The sequence below is a fragment of the Vibrio sp. 1402 genome, assembly GCF_033340275.1.
In genome coordinates, this window is sequence record NZ_JAWOWE010000008.1 from 84,741 (window position 1) to 102,303 (window position 17,563).

14 protein-coding genes are annotated in these 17,563 nt (G+C 44.5%); 11 read left to right on the forward strand and 3 right to left on the reverse strand.

Annotation, left to right across the window (positions count from 1 at the left end; all coding sequences use genetic code 11):
* The first annotated feature begins 30 nt into the window (after nucleotides 1-30).
* Nucleotides 31-1,235, forward strand: a protein-coding gene (locus R7044_RS16000) for an IS3 family transposase (protein WP_225455678.1) whose coding sequence is annotated in 2 segments (ribosomal slippage) — nucleotides 31-397 and nucleotides 397-1,235 — 1,206 coding nt in all. Because the reading frame shifts where the segments join, the coding sequence is not laid out codon by codon here.
* A gap of 47 nt (nucleotides 1,236-1,282) precedes the next feature.
* Here R7044_RS16000 and R7044_RS16005 read toward each other — a convergent pair.
* Nucleotides 1,283-3,295, reverse strand: a complete 2,013-nt coding sequence (locus R7044_RS16005) for an NADPH-dependent 2,4-dienoyl-CoA reductase (RefSeq protein WP_005380708.1) — start codon at nucleotides 3,293-3,295, stop codon at nucleotides 1,283-1,285.
* Between the two features lie 224 nt (nucleotides 3,296-3,519).
* On the opposite strand from R7044_RS16005, the gene sppA reads away from it, so the two are divergent.
* Nucleotides 3,520-5,370 carry a signal peptide peptidase SppA gene (gene sppA, locus R7044_RS16010; RefSeq protein ID WP_005380705.1) on the forward strand — a complete coding sequence of 617 codons (1,851 nt, stop codon included), beginning with the start codon at nucleotides 3,520-3,522 and terminating at the stop codon, nucleotides 5,368-5,370.
* Nucleotides 5,371-5,534: 164 nt separating this feature from the next.
* The gene (gene ansA, locus R7044_RS16015) at nucleotides 5,535-6,548 is read left to right on the forward strand and encodes an asparaginase (RefSeq protein WP_054577621.1); all 1,014 of its coding nucleotides are present in this window, start codon (nucleotides 5,535-5,537) and stop codon (nucleotides 6,546-6,548) included.
* A 95-nt stretch (nucleotides 6,549-6,643) separates the two neighbouring features.
* Here ansA and R7044_RS16020 read toward each other — a convergent pair whose 3' ends face one another.
* The gene (locus R7044_RS16020; RefSeq protein ID WP_005380700.1) at nucleotides 6,644-6,928 is read right to left on the reverse strand and encodes a YeaC family protein; all 285 of its coding nucleotides are present in this window, start codon (nucleotides 6,926-6,928) and stop codon (nucleotides 6,644-6,646) included.
* Between the two features lie 101 nt (nucleotides 6,929-7,029).
* Between R7044_RS16020 and R7044_RS16025 the strand changes: the two genes are divergently transcribed.
* Entirely contained in the window at nucleotides 7,030-7,851 is an 822-nt protein-coding gene (locus tag R7044_RS16025) for a DUF2989 domain-containing protein (protein ID WP_225455679.1), read from the forward strand.
* A 116-nt stretch (nucleotides 7,852-7,967) separates the two neighbouring features.
* Here the strand turns inward: R7044_RS16025 and msrB are convergent, their stop codons facing one another.
* Entirely contained in the window at nucleotides 7,968-8,375 is a 408-nt protein-coding gene (gene msrB / locus R7044_RS16030; protein ID WP_005380698.1) for a peptide-methionine (R)-S-oxide reductase MsrB, read from the reverse strand.
* Nucleotides 8,376-8,712: 337 nt separating this feature from the next.
* On the opposite strand from msrB, the gene gap reads away from it, so the two are divergent.
* From gap to R7044_RS16065, 7 genes are all read left to right on the forward strand, one after another.
* On the forward strand, nucleotides 8,713-9,708 hold the full coding sequence (gap, locus tag R7044_RS16035) for a type I glyceraldehyde-3-phosphate dehydrogenase (protein ID WP_005380697.1): 996 nt from the start codon (nucleotides 8,713-8,715) through the stop codon (nucleotides 9,706-9,708).
* A 155-nt stretch (nucleotides 9,709-9,863) separates the two neighbouring features.
* Nucleotides 9,864-10,748 (forward strand): D-hexose-6-phosphate mutarotase, encoded by an 885-nt coding sequence (locus R7044_RS16040; protein WP_017820788.1) that lies wholly within the window; start codon nucleotides 9,864-9,866, stop codon nucleotides 10,746-10,748.
* A gap of 198 nt (nucleotides 10,749-10,946) precedes the next feature.
* Nucleotides 10,947-12,983, forward strand: a complete 2,037-nt coding sequence (locus tag R7044_RS16045) for a methyl-accepting chemotaxis protein (protein ID WP_171342832.1) — start codon at nucleotides 10,947-10,949, stop codon at nucleotides 12,981-12,983.
* A gap of 96 nt (nucleotides 12,984-13,079) precedes the next feature.
* The gene (gene rlmA, locus R7044_RS16050; RefSeq protein ID WP_005380691.1) at nucleotides 13,080-13,907 is read left to right on the forward strand and encodes a 23S rRNA (guanine(745)-N(1))-methyltransferase; all 828 of its coding nucleotides are present in this window, start codon (nucleotides 13,080-13,082) and stop codon (nucleotides 13,905-13,907) included.
* A 97-nt stretch (nucleotides 13,908-14,004) separates the two neighbouring features.
* Nucleotides 14,005-14,952 carry a ChaN family lipoprotein gene (locus R7044_RS16055; protein ID WP_064376892.1) on the forward strand — a complete coding sequence of 316 codons (948 nt, stop codon included), beginning with the start codon at nucleotides 14,005-14,007 and terminating at the stop codon, nucleotides 14,950-14,952.
* A gap of 250 nt (nucleotides 14,953-15,202) precedes the next feature.
* Nucleotides 15,203-15,562, forward strand: coding sequence for a hypothetical protein (locus R7044_RS16060; RefSeq protein ID WP_005380688.1), 360 nt, complete (start codon nucleotides 15,203-15,205; stop codon nucleotides 15,560-15,562).
* Nucleotides 15,563-15,960: 398 nt separating this feature from the next.
* Nucleotides 15,961-17,538, forward strand: a complete 1,578-nt coding sequence (locus tag R7044_RS16065; protein WP_033907356.1) for an alkaline phosphatase — start codon at nucleotides 15,961-15,963, stop codon at nucleotides 17,536-17,538.
* Nucleotides 17,539-17,563: the final 25 nt, after the last annotated feature.

Sequence of the window (17,563 nt, forward strand, 5' to 3'; positions counted from 1 at the left end):
CACTTTCCACCCCCAAAATTGGAGAGTGTTATGAAATCAACAACTAAAAGAACTCAGCGCGATTACTCCCTCGCTTTTAAACTCACTGTAGTTGATGAGGTTGAAAAAGGAAGCCTCACTTACAAACAAGCCCAAGAGAAGTATGGCATCCAAGGTTGCTCTACGGTTTTGGTTTGGCTTCGTAAGCATGGTCGACTAGATTGGTCTAAAGGGACACCTAACTTTATGTCCAAAGGAGACTCTATGACCGAGTTCAATTCACCTCCCACACCAGAGCAACGTATTAAAGAGCTTGAGAAGCAACTTGAAGATGCTCAGCTCAAAGCCGACTTCTTTGAAGCTGTAGTGAACGTTATGGAACGTGACTATGGCGTTAAAGTGACAAAAAAGCACAAAGAAGCGTTGTCCAAGAGAAAACCATAGCAGGTTTGAGCGTCACGAAGTTTTGTCAGTTAGTACAAATCTCTCGTCAAGCTTATTACAAGCAGTGCCAGACTCAGACTCGTTGTGAGCATCATGAGCATGCTGTCATTGGCTTTGTCCGTGAAGTCAGAATGAAGCAGCCACGCATTGGTGCGCGAAAACTGAAGTTCTTAGCTGCAATAAAGGGCCTTCAAATAGGTCGAGATAAGCTCTTTGAGCTTCTCAGAAAGCATCACCTGTTAGTGAGAACAAGACGAACCTATCAACGAACGACTGACAGTCGTCATCGGTTCTTCTGTCATCCTAACAAAGTGAAAGATGGACTGACACCAACGAAGCCAGAACAACTGTGGGTTGCTGATATTACTTACTTGCCGACTCAAAATGGAGAGAGCTATGTCAGTCTGGTTACGGACGCTTATTCAAGGAAGATTGTTGGTTACTATGTCGATGACAACATGAAAACGCAATCCATTAAGCGAGCATTTATCTCAGCGCTCAGGCAACGGCGGAGTGAAGAAAAGCTAATACACCACTCAGATAGAGGCTCACAATACTGCTCGAAGGAATATCAAGATATCCATAAGAAACATAGAGTGACTTGCTCAATGACAGACGGGTATGACTGTTATCAGAATGCTTTAGCTGAGCGTGTAAATGGGATACTCAAAATGGAGCTCTTGCTGAAGAAACCGAAAGATCTGAAAGAAGCAAGGACGATGGTAGCAGAGTCCGTAGATATCTATAATCAAATGAGGCCTCATACGGCTTTAAAATACAAAACGCCCGATGAAGTACATCGAGCGTTTTAGTTAAAAAGTGTCAACCCATATCAGGACGGGTCACACACATTAAAAGGCTAGAGTTTTACCGCCAATTTAACACCTTGACGAATCGCACGCACAGCATCAAGTTCACCCGCATGGTCAGCTCCGCCAATGATATGAATCTTCTCTCCAAGTTCAGACCATTTATCTTCAAACGGACGTACAGACTCTTGCCCAGCACAAATGATAACTTTGTCTGCATTAAGTACCTGCGCGCTTCCGTCTACATGAATGTGCAAACCTTGATCATCAATTTTATCGTAAGACACGCCGCCGACTAAATGTACGCCCCGTTTTTCAAGGGTACGTTTATGGATCCAACCTGTCGTTTTACCCGGACCTTTACCTACACGACCTTTACGACGCTGAAGTACCCAGACTTCTTTATCGCTGACCGCATCAGGGTAAGGGTATAAACCACCCGGCTGAGACATCTCCTTGTCGATTCCCCATTCATGCAACCAGTCATCCAACGTTTGTCCAACTGGCTCTGTGAGCATGGTCGCGACATCTACGCCAATGCCACCAGCACCAACGATAGCCACTTTCTCACCGACTGGCGTTTTGTCTCGAATGAGAGTTTGATAGTCGACGACTTTCTCTGGGTTATCAATTCCATCAATATTGACTTTACGTGGCTCAACACCCGATGCCATCACTATCTCATCGTATTCTGTGAGTAAGTCATAGTTCGCTTCCGTCGATAAGTGCAGATTCACGCCTGTTTCATCAATACGGTTAGCGAAATATCGTATCGTCTCTCGAAACTCTTCCTTACCAGGGATCTGCATCGCAAGACGGAACTGACCACCGATGCGGTCGTTCTTTTCGAACAAATCAACCTTATGGCCACGTTCAGCCAGTGTGGTCGCACAAGCCAAGCCCGCAGGTCCAGCACCAACAACTGCAATGTTTTTCTTTTTAAAGGCTGGTTCAACAACAATTTCGGTTTCATAGCACGCTAGAGGGTTCACTAAGCAACTGGCGCGCTTACCTTTAAACACGTTATCTAGACACGCCTGATTACAACCAATACACGTATTAATAAGCTGCGCTTTTTCCTGTTCGGCTTTAGCAACAAAGTAAGGATCGGCCAAGAATGGGCGCGCCATCGAAACCATGTCGGCATGACCTGAAGATAAAATGCGTTCTGCTTCATCTGGCGTATTTATACGGTTGCAAGTGATAATAGGAACCGAAACGTGAGGTTTAACTTTTTCCGTAACCCATGTAAACGCACCACGTGGTACTTGAGTCGCAATGGTCGGAATTCGAGCCTCATGCCAACCGATACCCGTATTAATAATCGTGACGCCAGCCTCTTCAAGTGCTTTCGCCAATTCGATAACGTCTTCAAAAGTGCTGCCCTGCTCGACAAGATCCAGCATAGAAAGACGGAAGATGATGATGAACTTGTCACCCACCGCCTTGCGTACCGCTTTAACAATTTCTAGCGGAAAACGCATACGTTTTTTATAGCTGCCACCCCATTCGTCGTAACGCATATTAGTACGTTTACATAAGAATTGGTTTATCAAGTAACCTTCCGAGCCCATTAACTCGACGCCATCATAACCAGCAAGCTGTGCTAACTCCGCACTATTAGCAAACGCGTCGATGGTTTTCTTTATCTGGCGGTCGCTCATTTCACTCGGAGCAAACTTTGCAATCGGCGCTTTAATGCCAGATGCACTTTGCGAGAATGGATGCATTGCATAACGCCCAGCATGGAGAATTTGCAACGCAATTTTACCACCGTGCTTGTGCACCGCTTCTGTCACAACTTTATGGGCTTTAGCATGTTTTGGCTTGCTGAATTCAGCACTCAACGGGTGTAAACGACCGCGTAAGTTAGGAGAAAAACCTCCGGTTACAATCAGTCCGACACCGCCTTTCGCGCGTTCTTCATAAAAAGCAGCGAGCTTCTGTAATCCTTCTTTGTGCTCTTCTAAGCCCGTGTGCATTGATCCCATCAGAACTCGGTTTCGTAATTGTGTGAAACCGAGGTCCAGTGGCTTTAATAGGTTTGGGTACATGGCAGACATCACTTAACATCCATTGTTATTATCATGGTCTGACCAGATTAAGCCTGCTCAACCAAAAAATCAAACAAGCGTTTACATTTTTGTAACACCGATCAATCTCGTGTGAAAATATGCCAATTGTTGAGTGGTCGTGATAAGCTAAAAAAATGTTATCTTTTGAGATCTTAGAGATAAGAACCCATACTTTGTTAGACTCGGCGTAACTATCTCGTTATGGAGACAAGATGAAAAAACTCTTCAAATTTATTGGTTTGATATTTAAAGGGATATGGAAAAGTATCACTTTCATCAGACTCGCACTGGCAAACCTAATTTTCTTGCTGATGATTGCCGTTTTCTACTTTGCCTTTACTTATACCGGAGACGGTCAACCTGTCGTCGAAAAAGAATCGGCATTGGTGATGAACCTTTCAGGCCCAATTGTCGAACAAAGACGTTATGTAAACCCAATGGACTCTTTTGCTGGTTCCCTTTTGGGTAATGAGCTACCGAAAGAAAACGTCCTTTTCGATATCGTTGATACTATTCGCTACGCGAAAGACGATCCTAAAGTGTCTGGATTAGTGCTAGCACTGCGAGACATGCCAGAAACAAATCTCACGAAACTACGTTACATCGCGAAAGCGTTGAACGAATTTAAAGCGTCAGGCAAACCCGTTTACGCCGTAGGTGATTTCTACAACCAAAGCCAATATTACTTGGCAAGTTACGCTGACAAAGTTTATCTGGCACCTGATGGTGGTGTATTGATTAAAGGTTACAGCGCTTACTCAATGTACTACAAAACGTTACTTGAAAAGCTTGACGTTTCTACTCATGTTTTTCGCGTAGGTACTTATAAATCCGCTATCGAACCGTTTATTCGTGATGACATGTCCGATGCGGCGAAAGAGTCAGCAACACGCTGGGTTACTCAATTGTGGAGTGCTTTTGTTGATGACGTAACAACAAACCGAAACATTGATGCGAAAGTGCTTAATCCAACCATGGATGAACTGATTAACGAGATGAAGTCTGTAAATGGCGATATTGCTCAGCTCGCAGTCAAATTGGGGCTAGTGGATGAACTTGCGACACGCCAAGACATTCGCACTCTATTCGCAAAACAGTTTGGTAGCGACGGCAAAGACAGCTACAACGCGATTGGTTACTACGACTACCTTGCAACGATTCGTCCCGATTACACACTACCTCAGCACGACATCGCCGTTGTTCTAGCAAGTGGCGCGATTATGGACGGTCAACAACCTCGCGGAACTGTTGGTGGTGACACAGTCGCAAGCTTGCTGCGTCAAGCACGCAATGATGAAAAAGTGAAAGCGGTCGTATTACGAGTAGATAGTCCAGGAGGCAGTGCCTTTGCTTCTGAAGTGATTCGTAACGAAGTAGAAGCTCTGAAGCAAGCAGGTAAGCCGGTTGTTGTATCCATGTCGAGTTTGGCTGCTTCTGGTGGTTATTGGATTTCAATGAGCGCAGACAAAATCGTTGCTCAGCCAACAACCCTGACGGGCTCCATTGGTATATTTAGTGTCATCACCACGTTTGAAAAAGGCTTTAGCAAGTTAGGTATTAACACTGATGGCGTTGGCACATCGCCGTTCTCAGGTGACGGTATTACCACTGGCCTTTCTGAGGGCGCGTCTCAAGTGTTCCAATTAGGTATCGAACACGGTTACAAGCGCTTTATTTCTCTAGTTGGCGAGAATCGCGATATGTCTCTAGAGGAAGTTGACAAAGTTGCTCAAGGTCGAGTTTGGACTGGCCAAGATGCACTATCCTTTGGTCTTGTCGATCAAATGGGTGACTTTGATGATGCTGTAGAGCTAGCGGCGAAACTAGCGAACGTGACCGATTATGGCATTTACTGGGTAGAAGAGCCTCTTTCACCTACTGAACTATTTCTACAAGAGTTTATGAAACAGGTGAAAGTCTCTCTAGGTATTGATGCTACAAGCTTGCTACCAAAAAGTCTTCAACCCGTAGCTCAACAATTCGAACAAGACGCAAGCTTGCTCCAAAGCTTCAACGATCCTAAAGGTCAATACGCATTTTGTTTGAACTGCCAAGTGCAGTAGTTTTTCCATCAATATTACAAAGGGCACTTCTACTTGAAGTGCCCTTTTTATTAGGCTTTGCATCTCCTCAGATGACTTTCTGATGCTGTGCGTATAGCCTCGCATCTCAAGGTTATTTAGGTATATAATCCCCGCCTCTGTTCCCCTACACGAAAGAAAAAACGATGACTAGAAAACACATCTACATCGCTTACACCGGTGGTACCATCGGAATGCAAAAATCCGACCACGGCTATGTGCCTGTTGCTGGCTTTATGGAAAAGCAATTAGCAAGCATGCCCGAATTCCATCGTCCTGAAATGCCGGATTACACCATCCACGAATACGACCCTCTGATTGACTCATCAGATATGACACCTGCTGACTGGCAGCAGATTGCGAATGATATTCGTGACAACTATGACAAATACGATGGTTTCGTTATCCTACATGGTACTGACACCATGGCGTACACAGCGTCCGCATTGTCTTTCATGCTTGAAAACCTTGGTAAGCCAGTGATTGTAACGGGTTCACAAATCCCTCTCGCAGAGCTGCGTTCTGACGGCCAAGCAAACCTATTAAACGCGCTACATATTGCGGCAAACTACCCGATCAACGAAGTAACTTTGTTCTTCAATAATCAATTGATGCGTGGTAACCGCAGCACAAAATCTCATGCTGACGGTTTTAATGCCTTTACTTCACCAAACCTTCCTCCACTATTGGAAGCTGGGATCAATATTCAAGTTAGCAACAGCGTAACCGTTGGTGCACAACCAGAAGGTGAGTTTAAGGTTCACAACATCACGCCACAACCAATCGGTGTGATCACCATGTACCCTGGTATTTCACACGAAGTTATCCGCAACACGCTTCGTCAGCCCGTGAATGCGATGATTCTTCTGACTTTTGGTGTCGGCAATGCTCCTCAAAACCCTGAGCTGCTTGGTCACCTGAAAGAAGCCTCTGAGCGCGGCGTTATTGTCGTAAACCTAACTCAGTGTTTGGCAGGTAAAGTGAATATGGGCGGATATGCCACAGGTTGTGCGCTCGCAGACTCTGGTGTTATCAGTGGCTTTGACATGACGCCCGAAGCGGCGCTGGCAAAACTACACTACCTTCTAAGCCAAAACCTTTCTTACGAAGAAGTAAAAGCGAGAATGCAACAAGTACTGCGTGGTGAAATGAGCCTGTAAGTTCAAGCTTTCTGCGATCTAAAAAGCCCAATACAATTTGGGCTTTTTTCTTTCAAAATCAAAATAATAAAATTTTGAGAAATAAGGCGTAAGGATTAATCAATGTTCGGATTGACACGAACAATATCGCTCTCTTCTCCGCTGAATTGTTTTTTAAGCTCTTGTTTTGATTTAAAACTGATTTCACCACCGGCTGCAACCGTCATATGCTGCGCATCAGTATTATGTTTTGATTGATACAACATCACAGCTTGCATACACGAATCTCGCTGCTCTTTAGAAAGTGTTGTACCCTCAGGCCATCTTCCCGTTTCTACTGCATAGACTAAGCGATCATAAACTTCTGGAGTCATCGCTTGTAATAGTTGTTCTGCGTCCATAGTGTACCTTCTTATTACATTCTATTTACAGAACATAACGGGTTAAGAAACTGAGTCAAGAATACGAAAATGAATTGGTGTAACGGATCACAAGCAAAGCCATGAAAAGAACAAACTGGTTACTTCTCAGCCTCGCATGTTTTGCGCTATCGGGCTGTTTTGAAGGTAACGTGACAACCGAAGAGTTGTGCCAAAAAACACCAGAGCTGCGTTGCGAGCAGCTCAATATGGATGACGGCCAATGTCGAATTCCAAGAACAAATTTGGTTTGGCATCGGTTTGAGCAATTGAAAAACCCATCAGAGGCCAACCAAATCATCGAATACGGTCTGGTCGCTGGATATAGGAAATGCTTAGAACTCGCCTCCCAGATCACCCCTATTGATCAAAGTGCTCTCAAAAGACAACGCTTTAATGCATTGGTACACAGTATTGATGAGCTAGAGCGCATTGTAAACGAGTTAAAAGGCTCAGAAGACCCGGCTACTTTGTATTTCTTATGGTCTCAAATGGGAGATACTCAAGCTCGGCGCGCATTTTTACAAATGGAAGGGTCTCCCCAATTAAATAATGCTGAGATGCAATATGCATTAGCCACTTTTTATACCAACCGAGATACCAAGAAAACCCTGGAGCTTCTTAATAACGCGTTGTCTTTATCTGATGAAGACAACATCAATCCGGTCATTCTCAAGTCAATGGCAAGTATTCATCAGGGGCTTGGAGACAAAGAGCAAGCGTATCTATGGGCAATGGTCGCGAAGAGATTCGACGTACCGCTTGCTGATGAAAAGCAGCTCCAACGTATGTTCAATTTCAGTCATCCAGAGCGATATAAGCAGTTGGATGAATTAGCCGAATCGGTGGCGAAAGCCATAGAGAAAGGTATCTATTCCCCAGCAATGATACCCAGTGAGATATAAACGAAAAACTCCCGCAATGAGCGGGAGTTTTTATTTAAGTCGAGCGACACTCAGATCACCGTTGAGCATGAATCATCCTGAAAGGATAAAACATCTCGAGCACAATTTTGTCGTTATTATTCTGATTTGTTGAAAATTAACGACACAGAATTAACACAAAAACGCTCTCCTGTGGTCTGTGGGCCATCTTCAAAAACGTGCCCTAGATGGCTATCACACGTTGCACAACGAATCTCTGTACGTACCATTCCGTGACTTAGATCTTCTAAATAGCGCACCGCTTGATCGTTGATAGGCGCATCAAAACTTGGCCATCCGCAGCCAGAGTCATACTTGTTATCAGAGACAAAGAGAGGGGCATTACAACAAGTACAAGCATAAACACCAGTTTCCTTATTATGCAGTAGCTTACCGCTGAAAGGAGGCTCTGTACCTTGCTCTCGGCAAACACGGAACTCTTCATCAGACAGTTGCTCACGCCACTGTTCATCTGACTTCGTCACTTTTTTCCCGCTTTGTTCCACGACTTTCGGCTCCTTATTTACTGTTCTTGGTATTGAATTTTTTAGCAAAAAACTTGCTTCTCTTAACAGTTGTAGCACATACTTTCTCACCAGGACACCATGCGTAATTAATTTGATAAGAGCACTTATCTCACCAGTTATATTACGCCAACTGGGCTACAGAAGAATCAGTTAAAAGTTTAAAAAACGTACATTTGCAAAGAATTGTTAAAAAAAGCGTCGCTTTTTTTTGACTTTAAACAAGTTAAGTCCGATTATCACTTGCAGATGTTTACTGGATTCTGTAATTTTACTACCAGTTATCTTTAATCAGAAATTAAGTTGTGGAGCAACTATAATGACTATCAAAGTAGGTATTAACGGTTTTGGCCGTATCGGTCGTTTCGTATTCCGTGCAGCGCAAGAGCGCAACGACATCGAAGTAGTAGGTATTAACGACCTTATCGATGTAGATTACATGGCATACATGCTTAAGTATGACTCAACTCACGGCCGTTTCAACGGTACTGTTGAAGTTGAAGGCGGTAACCTAATCGTTAACGGTAAAACTGTACGTGTTACTGCAGAGCGCAACCCTGAAGACCTAAAATGGGACGAAATCGGTGTTGACGTTGTAGCTGAAGCAACTGGTCTTTTCCTAACTGACGAGACTGCACGTAAGCACATCACTGCTGGCGCGAAAAAAGTTGTACTAACTGGTCCTTCTAAAGACGCTACTCCAATGTTCGTTAACGGCGTAAACTTCGACACTTACGCTGGTCAAGACATCGTTTCTAACGCTTCTTGTACTACTAACTGTCTAGCGCCTATCGCTAAAGTTCTTAACGACAAGTTCGGTATCGAATCTGGTCTTATGACTACAGTTCACGCAACTACAGCAACTCAAAAAACTGTAGATGGTCCTTCTGCTAAAGACTGGCGCGGTGGTCGTGGTGCTTCTCAAAACATCATCCCATCTTCAACTGGTGCTGCTAAAGCTGTAGGCGTTGTACTTCCAGAAGTAAACGGCAAACTAACTGGTATGGCTTTCCGCGTACCAACTGCTAACGTTTCTGTAGTTGACCTAACTGTTAACCTAGTTAACGGTGCTTCTTACGAAGACATCTGTAAAGCGATGAAAGAAGCTTCTGAAGGCGAACTAAAAGGCGTTCTAGGCTACACTGAAGATGCAGTTGTATCTCAAGACTTCATCGGCGAAGTTTGCACTTCAGTATTCGATGCTAAAGCTGGTATCGCGCTAACTGACAAATTCGTTAAGGTTGTATCTTGGTACGACAACGAAATCGGTTACTCAAACAAAGTTCTAGACCTAATCGCTCACATCTCTAAGTAATTAGAAAGTTAGCAATTAGCGAATAACTTCGTTAAAGAAAAGGCGGCTCTAGAGTCGCCTTTTTTGTATCTGGAATTTGAGAGAATACAGGCTCGATGTTGCATTTAATGTGCGAAGCGCGTCTAAAAGCTCTCCCCAGCGATAGGAAACTACACATGGATTTAAAAACTCTCCCAGCCCTAACGGTGCTATCTGATAACGTCACTATCGTTGAAGTTGATCAGATAAAAATCGTCCGCGTGATTCATGACAAAGCAACGGCAGGCATCTCGCTACACGGTGGTCATGTCGTGTCGTTCACGCCTAAAGGTCAAGAAGATCTGATCTGGATGAGCGAAAAAGCTGTCTTCGATGGTAAAGCTGCTCTTCGCGGTGGTATTCCGGTTTGTTGGCCTTGGTTTGGGCGTATTGCTGCTCCAGCTCACGGCTTTGCCCGCACCGCAGAATGGGAGTTGGTTGAACATCGTGAGAACCATAACGGTGTGATTGTTGAACTTGCTCTGTTCCCGACAGAAGAAATCCACGATATTTGGCCCCATATGTTTGACGCTCGTTTGGTGATTGAAGTGGGCGATGAGCTAAAAGTGACGCTCAAAGTCATGAACATTGATGACGAGGCTTGGACCTTCTCTGGCGCATTACATACTTACCTAAACGTTGGAGACATTAAGCAAGCACAAACGACAGGCATGGGTGCCGAGTACATTGATAGCTTGAAAGCTGATGCGGTATGCCAAGGTGGTAATGTTCTACAACTAACTGACACCATTGATCGCGTTTACACGCAACCAGAAGCGAAAATTTTGGTAAAAGACCCGGTATTGGATCGTACGCTAAGCGTACACAACCAAGGCCACAACTCAGCAGTATTATGGAACCCTTGGGCAGAAGGTGCGCAAAGCATGGGTGACATGGCTGACGATGGTTATCAAACCATGTTGTGTGTGGAGTCTGCTGTTCATGCACCAAGTATTGAGCAAGGTCAAACGCTCCAACCAGGTGAGACACATGAACTTGTCACTGTCATTTCAGCGCAGTAAGAATCACCATATAAAGGCCGGGATACCCGGCTTTTTTTTGTAATAAAAGCTCTGCTTAGATGGTCCTATCTTTACTAACTTATTGGTTACTGGTCACTTTTGACGGTTTCATTAATAAATATCAAAAAAATTGATCATATAAACCGATAGCATACCGATACAAAACTCATAAATAATAAAAATATCAGGAATTAGTCTATGTTAGAGAGATACCGAAATCAAAGTGTCGGATTCCAGTTGAAACTGGTGATCACTTTGTGTCTATTCATTGCTTTCAGCAGTATTGCAGCGCTTGTTTACCGCAACGCTTCCGATGTTCTATTGGAAAGCACACTGAAAGAACACCAATCTAAAGTAGAATCAATGGCAAAAACCATTGCTGGCCAATTCGATGCTTACCTGCACACCGCTAAAGTCCTCGAATCTACTTTTCGCAATGGCTACCTTGCCGGTGTCTATGTCGAAAATTACACGGTTGACTTCATGGGACATGAAGTACCAAACATCACTCAATACAGTGAAAGCTTAATTAATGACACCAAGTTGGTCGACAGTTTCACACGTGATACCGGCGCTATAGCAACGCTATTCGCACCATTGGGTGACGACTTTATTCGGGTGTCCACCTCCCTAAAAGATCCACAAGGTCAGCGAGCGGTCGGAACCACGCTAGGCATCAACCATCCTGGTTATCAGCAACTTAAAGCAGGACAACCGTATTACGCTCAAATTAAATTGTATGGCGAGCGCTACATTACCTACTATGCCCCAATCAAAGATGCGACAGGAAAGGTAGCAGGCCTATCGTTTATTGGCTTACCAGTAGACCAAGCGACACAAACCTTATTCGATGCACTCGAAGAGATAAAATGGGGCGACACTGGTTACACCATTATCGTTGATAACGACGAAAACAATCTTGGTAAATACCTACTTCATCCAGCAAAAAGCGGCTCAGATTCGTCAATACTAGAAGTCGCCGACTACAATGGTCACAAGCCTTTTGGTCAGATTTTCGAACAATCTAGTGGATTAATTCGCTACCCTTTCGAGTACCAAGGTAACGTAGGCGAAAAGTATCTTGTCTACACAGAGGTTCCAGGTTGGAACTGGAAACTGCTAGGTGGTACGTTTATCAAAGAAGTGACAAAAGGTAGCGACACGCTTCTCACACTCATTGCCATCATTTCTTCGGTAGCGGCAATCATTACTTTTGTTGTACTGACACTTTTCTTGAATCGCAGCTTACAACCTCTCACGACTCTAAACTCATACATGACTCGCTTAGCCGGCGGCGAAGTCAGCTTGAGCATCCCAGCGTCTCGTAAAGCATCAAAGAATGAAATTACGAACCTGAGCTCGGGTGTCGCCAGTATGGCAAGTCAGCTCAATGAACTTGTTGGTAAGATCCGTTCAACAAGCGACTTAGTGGAGAGCAACTCTACCAGCGTTGCCAACGATGCACATAGCAATTTGACCCAAGCCGACCGACAACAACAAGAAGTCGAGCAAGTTGTGACAGCGATTGAAGAAATGGCCTCTTCCGCTCAATCTGTCGCACAACAAGTCGAAAGCATTGCGGAAAACGTACGCTCAGCAAATACCGATAGCCAGTCTGGTCTCGCGATTGTTGAAGGCGTATGTATCGACGTTACTCAACTTAACGATCAATTGGATCAATCAGCAACGGCTATCGAGCAAGTAAATCGCGATAGCGAGAGTATTCAAACCGTCACTAAAATGATTGATGAAATTGCTGAGCAAACCAATTTACTTGCCTTGAATGCCGCCATTGAAGCAGCACGAGCAGGTGAGCAAGGCCGTGGCTTCGCAGTTGTAGCAGATGAAGTGCGCACACTTGCGCACCGAACCCAAAGCTCAGTTCAAGATGTCGTGGAAATTATCGAGAAACTAAAAGGGTCGACTCATAATGCAGTTAATATGATGACAGACAGCCAACGCAGTGCAAACCAGGTCTTGGACAAAGCACAAGACGCGGGCACAGCATTAGAAGCCATCGCAGTACAAGTGCAGTCGATAGCCTCTCAAGCCGACGCCATTGCAGCGACTTCAGAAGAACAAGCTCAAGTTTCACAAGAAATTGCAGCAAATGCCCATTCTATCAGTGAACTTAACCGAGAAAGCCGCAACACGAGCGCAAAAACCTCGCAAAGTGCCATTGAACTTCAACAACAAGCACGAAACTTGAAAGAGCAAGTCGACTTCTTCCACTAATACTTAATAAGAGCCGACCCAGTCGGCTCTTTTTGTTTCACTTGATACCACGCTTTTTGATAGAATTTGCCGCCCTACTTTCTGTTCGAGATCGTCATGAACTATCAATGCCCTCTATGCCACCAAGCTCTAGCGTTAAATGAAAAAACGTTTAAGTGCGAAAACAATCATCAGTTTGACTTAGCAAAAGAAGGCTACGTTAACTTGATGCCAGCGCACCACAAACGTTCTAAAGATCCTGGTGACAACAAAGAGATGATGCAAGCTCGTCGTCGATTCCTCGAAGGAGATTACTACAACCCAATGCGCCAAGAAGTGGCGCAGCTGTGTGCAACATACACTGAGGGGAGCACCCATCAATTATTAGATATTGGTTGTGGTGAAGGTTACTACACAGATCAAGTACAAAAGACGATAGAAACACAAGCGAACCATGCCACGATTTATGGCTTAGACATTTCCAAAGTTGCCATTCGTTACGCGGCGAAGCGTTACACGCACTGCAACTTTAGTGTGGCTTCTAGTCACCGACTTCCCTTCGCAAATGAATCCTTAGATGCCATTTTGCGCATTTATGCCCCGTGTAAAGCTGAGGAGCTGCAGCGCGTTGTAAAAAACGACGGCGTTGTTGTCACGGTTACTCCTGCTAGCCGCCACTTATACCAACTGCGTGAGCGCATTTATCAAGAAGTTCGTCTTCACAATGAAGAACCAGAACATATTGAAGGGTTTGAATTAGAGCACCAGCAGCATCTTAACTATGTTATGGACTTGAAAAACGGAGCCGCAATCGATTTATTGCAAATGACGCCATTCGCATGGAAAGCAACCGATGCTCTTCGTGAAGAGTTGAAATCCGCTACACTTTTCCAATGTGAGGCTGATTTTATGTTGCGTGTATATCGCAAAAAAACACTCAATTAATAAGTCAAAAAAACAACAAACGCAAATAGTTATCATTTATATTGATTCGTTGCTCAGCCTCCATTAATATCATCCGGACATTTTTGGAGGCTTTTCAATGCGCTTTTCTACTTTGAGCTTGCTCTTTGCAGGCTTACTTACTGGTTGCTCTTCATATACGCACACCAACTCTCACGCAACCTCAGCGGAAGTCACTAGTTTTTACGACTACCAACTATACACCCCTTCTGGCGAGCACATCGCTCTAAGCAAACTGCCAATTGAGCTGCAACAAGCAGATGTCATTCTTATTGGTGAATGGCACACACACGCCGGCGTTCATCGCTTTCAAACCGATATGCTCAAACAACTTACGTCCTACGACCGCTCACTCGCGTTATCTATGGAACAATTTACCCGCGACAAACAACCTGTTGTTGACGCTTACCTACGTGGGGAGATCGGCGAACAGTACTTAATGAAACAAGCCAACGCTTGGCCCAATTATGAAAGCGACTATCGCCCTCTCGTGGAGTTTGCTAAGCAGAAAAATCTCCCGGTCATTGCAGCAAATGCACCAAAGAGCATTGTCCGATGCATTGGTCGACAAGGGCTAGATTACATTAACAAGCTCGATGATGATCAGCGGATGTTCATTGCACAAGCCATCAACACTGGTAGTAGTCCGTACAAAGAAAAGTTCATGGCATCCATGCATCACGGTAAGCCAGAGCAGACGGAAAAACAGTTTGCAGCTCAAGTTACTTGGGATGAAACTATGGCGGAATCTATCGTTAGCTACCTAGACGACAACCCAGGCGCTCAGGTTGTCCATGTTGCAGGCAAGTTTCACACCGAGCAAGGGTTGGGTACGGCAGCATCAATCTTAAGCCGCAACTCGAGCTTAAAAGTGGTTGTAATTAGCCCAACAGATAACGTGCTTTCCGATAATACTGACTATCAGTTAGAGGTCCTCGCACCACCAGTACGGTATGTACAAGATGCTCACCGCATGGCGGCATATCAACATCTAACTAAACGCAATAACGATCTTCAATGTAAGTAGCTGGTCTTCAATTTAAGTTACTACCTTGCGTTGCGTTGCATCATCACACCGCTCCGAATTCATAGGGTGACAACGGTCTGCTTCCTGCTGGTCTATTTTTTGCTAATGATCACCAATAGAAACTAGAAGCGGCAAAAGCAGACCTGTTTTTATCCAAATAGCTTCAGAAATAAACTTTGCCGCCGATAAAAATATAACTGCTTTTTGCCCGCACTCAGTGACCGAGTGTCGATGTTCCAAGGAGTATTCGATGAATCCAGTAGGAAGCACTTCTGTTAATAGCTATGCCAAACAATCTGTCGCCTCTAAACAAGCAAGTATTGCACAAGAAGAAACTAGTGCTTCGCCTCTGAAAGTCGAACACAATAAGGTGACGCTTTCGACCGAGGGCAAAGCGCTACTTGCCGCTCTGCAACAAATCGAGCACGACAGCAAGAAAATAGAAGCAGAAGATAAATCTGTTGGTGAAAAGGTCGAATCTTTCACGCATGGTGCGCTTGGCATGGATCACCCTGATAAAATCGAGAAAGAAGAGGATGGCTCATATTCTGCGGGTCAATACCTGTCTGCGGCACTTACCGTTGGTGGCATCATATTGGCATTAGTCTGATAACCAGTCTGATAATCGTCACGACAACAAATCCTATTTGAACCAAACACTTACTGCAGCCCATAATTTAATAAGCCAAAGAACGATATGATGCAAACGTAAGTGAATTCGACCGCTCTTGTGGCCCGATAATACATGCTCGTTTATTGCTCCCTAAACTAGGTTTCTTGTGAAGGCACTGAATGGATAACTTTAGTCCATGCTTTCAACTCCTAAGCGTAATCCAAGCCCACGTTTGTGGGCTTTCTTCTTTCCAAACTAACGAACGTTAGAGAGCGACTCATTTTTTCTGCAAAACCAAACAAAAACGACAATTTGGTTAAACTTTTATTACCGACACAAAACCTTCATAAATCATTGCTTTAATGCCTGCGCTTTCAATAAACAAGGAAAATATAATGAAGCGCTTAGTATCTCCAATCGTTACGGCAGTGGCTGCATCTACCCTCTCTTTCAATGCACTCTCAGCTGAAATCAAAAACGTCATTTTGATGATCGGCGACGGCATGGGTCCTCAACAAGTTGGTTTACTCGAGACCTACGCAAAACACGCACCTAACTCGGTTTACAAAGGCGAAAGCACAGCGTTATACAAACTCGCTCAAGAAGGTGTGATTGGATCATCACTGACCAATCCAGAAGACGCAATTGTCGTCGACTCTGCGTGCTCAGCTACGATGCTAGCGACAGGAATCCCTACCGCTTCTGAAGTCATTGGCATTGATAGCCAAGGCAACCATGTCGAAACTATTTTAGAAAAAGCCAAAAGTAAAGGTAAAGCAACTGGGCTCGTCTCTGATACGCGTATGACCCACGCAACGCCAGCAGCATTTGCCGCTCATCAACCACATCGCTCCCTAGAAAACAGTATTGCGGCGGATATGCTCGAAACAGGCGTAGACGTGATGATGTCTGGTGGACTTCGTCATTGGATTCCAAAGTCGACAAACGACAAGGGAGAGACATATGAGCAGCTTGAAAAGCTCACTGAAGGAAATGTCTACCTAAAATCGAAACGCAAAGACGAACGCAACTTGCTTACTGAGGCGCAAGACCAAGGTTACAACCTGGCTTTCAGCCGCGATATGCTCACACAAGCTAAAGGTGACAAATTACTTGGACTTTTTGCTTACTCGGGCATGAACGATGGTATTGCCTACAGTCAAAGCAAAAACGATCCAAAACGCACGCAGCCATCGCTGAAAGAAATGACCACCAAAGCAATCGACATTCTTTCAAAAGACAAAGACGGTTTTTTCTTGATGGTTGAAGGCGGCCAAATTGACTGGGCTGGCCACAGTAACGATGCAGGTACGATGCTGCATGAAATGCTTAAATTCGATGAAGCGGTAAACTCAGTTTATGAGTGGGCAAAAGGCCGTGATGACACCCTGATCATTGTTACTGCTGACCACGAAACCGGCTCTTTTGGCTTTAGCTACTCATCAGCAAACTTGCCTAAACCACAAAAACGCGACGGCGAAGCATTCAAAAATCAGGATTACGCGCCAAACTTCAACTTTGGTCAGTTCGAGATCCTCGATGGTTTATACAACCAAAAGAAAAGTTACTACGGCATGATCAGTGAATTCCAAGCGCTTGATAAGAAAGAGCAAACTCCAGAGAAGTTTGCGGAAGTCGTGAACGCAAATAGCGATTTTTCGATTACGCCTGAGCAAGCAGAACGCGTATTAGCAAGTAAACCAAATCCATACCGACTCGCTGGACACAAATACTTAAGCGAAGAGAACGTACCGACAATCAATGACTTTGATGCTTTCTTTCCTTACAACGACCGTAGCAACTTGCTAGCGCGTGAGCATGCAACAAAGCAAAACACAGTATGGGGGACGGGTACTCATACGCATACTCCTGTCAACGTATTTGCTTGGGGACCTGCAGAAACTATCCTTCCAGTATCAAAAATCATGCACCACTCGCAACTAGGCGAGTACTTGAAGCAACAAATTAAATAATCAACTTGCACTTACTTCACAACTC

Bases quoted from the DNA above. Each gene is read 5' to 3' on its own strand.
- R7044_RS16005 (WP_005380708.1), bottom strand. From the start codon at position 3,295: ATGTCTGCCATGTACCCAAACCTATTAAAGCCACTGGACCTCGGTTTC.
- R7044_RS16060 (WP_005380688.1), top strand. From the start codon at position 15,203: ATGAATCCAGTAGGAAGCACTTCTGTTAATAGCTATGCCAAACAATCT.
- R7044_RS16065 (WP_033907356.1), top strand. From the start codon at position 15,961: ATGAAGCGCTTAGTATCTCCAATCGTTACGGCAGTGGCTGCATCTACC.
- rlmA (WP_005380691.1), top strand. From the start codon at position 13,080: ATGAACTATCAATGCCCTCTATGCCACCAAGCTCTAGCGTTAAATGAA.
- sppA (WP_005380705.1), top strand. From the start codon at position 3,520: ATGAAAAAACTCTTCAAATTTATTGGTTTGATATTTAAAGGGATATGG.
- R7044_RS16025 (WP_225455679.1), top strand. From the start codon at position 7,030: ATGAAAAGAACAAACTGGTTACTTCTCAGCCTCGCATGTTTTGCGCTA.
- R7044_RS16040 (WP_017820788.1), top strand. From the start codon at position 9,864: ATGGATTTAAAAACTCTCCCAGCCCTAACGGTGCTATCTGATAACGTC.
- R7044_RS16020 (WP_005380700.1), bottom strand. From the start codon at position 6,928: ATGGACGCAGAACAACTATTACAAGCGATGACTCCAGAAGTTTATGAT.
- R7044_RS16045 (WP_171342832.1), top strand. From the start codon at position 10,947: ATGTTAGAGAGATACCGAAATCAAAGTGTCGGATTCCAGTTGAAACTG.
- ansA (WP_054577621.1), top strand. From the start codon at position 5,535: ATGACTAGAAAACACATCTACATCGCTTACACCGGTGGTACCATCGGA.
- gap (WP_005380697.1), top strand. From the start codon at position 8,713: ATGACTATCAAAGTAGGTATTAACGGTTTTGGCCGTATCGGTCGTTTC.
- R7044_RS16055 (WP_064376892.1), top strand. From the start codon at position 14,005: ATGCGCTTTTCTACTTTGAGCTTGCTCTTTGCAGGCTTACTTACTGGT.